Raw genomic sequence first — 1,526 nt, 5'->3', positions numbered from 1 at the left:
AAAAAGTAAAATGGAAAGTAAAAAGAAAGAACGTGCAAATTACAGTTTAGACTTTAAACTAAAAGTCTTGGCTGACATGTATGAGAATGGTTTGTCAATATTTGGTGCCGCAAAGAAGTTTGGCATCAAAAATCATTATTCTGTAGATTATTGGGAAAAAACATATATTTTATCCGAAAAATCATTATCTTTGTCGCAGGAAACAATGCAAAAGGTAATGGATATGCGTAAGAAACATGAATTAAGACAGGCAGCACAGGCAAAGACTCCTGAGGAGAAGCTGCAAGAGGAAGTGAACAATCTCCGCAAAGCTCTACAGTATTCAGAGCTTCGTAATGAGGCCCTTCAAGAGCTTCTGAAGATTGGTAAGGAAGAGTATGGCATCGACTTGCTAAAAAAAGCTGGCACCAAGCAGTAGACAACCTCCAACTCAGACACCCAGAACAATCTCTGGGTTTTCTGAGTGGGCTGTTTGGCAAGACACGAGGAGGTTATTACTCTGTTAGCAAGCAGAAGAGACAGGAACGTGACATACAAGAGACCACGATGGTGGCTGTAATAAAAGAGATTCGTGAACAAGCTCCTGGCACAGGTGCCTACAAGTTGTTTCTGATGCTAAAGAGCACGTTTGCAGATAAGATGGTAGGTCGTGACAAGTTCTATAAGTTGATGCGAACGCATCAACTTATGCTTCCACCGATGCGCCGCCGACACACGACAAATTCGAACCATAACTATCGTAAATACAAGAACTTGGTCAAAGAGTTTGTTCCTACTGCACCCAACCAACTTTGGGTTGCAGACATTACTTATGTGGACACAGATGAGGGTGTTTGCTACCTTCATCTGATAACAGATGCTTTCACGCATGAGATTATTGGCTGGGTTGTTTCCGACACTTTACTTGCCATCAACACGCAAGAAGCCTTAGAACAGGCCATATGTCAAGCTGACACAGAGAGCCTGCTTCATCTAATTCATCACTCCGACAGGGGATCTCAATACTGCTGCAACGCATATGTGAATCGCCTGAAGGAAATAGGTGCTCGCATAAGCATGACAGAGGATTACAAGCCTACTGACAACGCCATTGCGGAACGAGTGAATGGTATTGTCAAGCAAGAATGGCTCTATCGAATGAAGAGACCCAAGAACTTGGCAGCTCTAAAAAATATCATGAAGGGAATCGTTAAGTTCTATAATGAAGAGAGACTACACTATAGCAATGGGATGCTCACACCAAAAGTCATGAGAGAGAAGCACTCTTTGGAGGCTTCACGCCTCCAGCCGTGAAGCAAACCACCGTGGTGTTTTTCATGGTTTTATTTGGTAGAATCAATAAAAAATATTAACTTTGCATCAGAGGAGGTGTTGTCAAAGCACATATGTAAAGATTATTGATGTGTAAACCATTTCAGTAAGGCTTTTCTGATTGTGTATAGTATTTTAGTAAGAAAGTAAATTATGTGTATAGTAAATCAGTAAGTATAACAAGAAAGGTGTATACTACTTTCAGTTAAAGACAA

General features: G+C 40.9%; 2 protein-coding genes. Both read left to right on the top strand.

The annotated features are described in order from the left end of the window. Positions 1–418: hypothetical protein (locus DW917_RS16825; protein ID WP_370453549.1), on the top strand; the 418-nt coding region annotated here is incomplete at its 5' end. 32 nt (positions 419–450) lie between these two features. Next, positions 451–1,293, top strand: coding sequence for an IS3 family transposase (locus tag DW917_RS16820; protein WP_370453550.1), 843 nt, complete (start codon positions 451–453; stop codon positions 1,291–1,293). Positions 1,294–1,526 lie beyond the last annotated feature (233 nt).

Source organism: Prevotella sp. AM42-24 (assembly GCF_003461825.1).
GTDB classification, from domain to species: domain Bacteria; phylum Bacteroidota; class Bacteroidia; order Bacteroidales; family Bacteroidaceae; genus Prevotella; species Prevotella hominis.
Note: the sequence above shows the minus strand (reverse complement) of the source record. Positions and strands in the feature narration are given on the sequence as shown.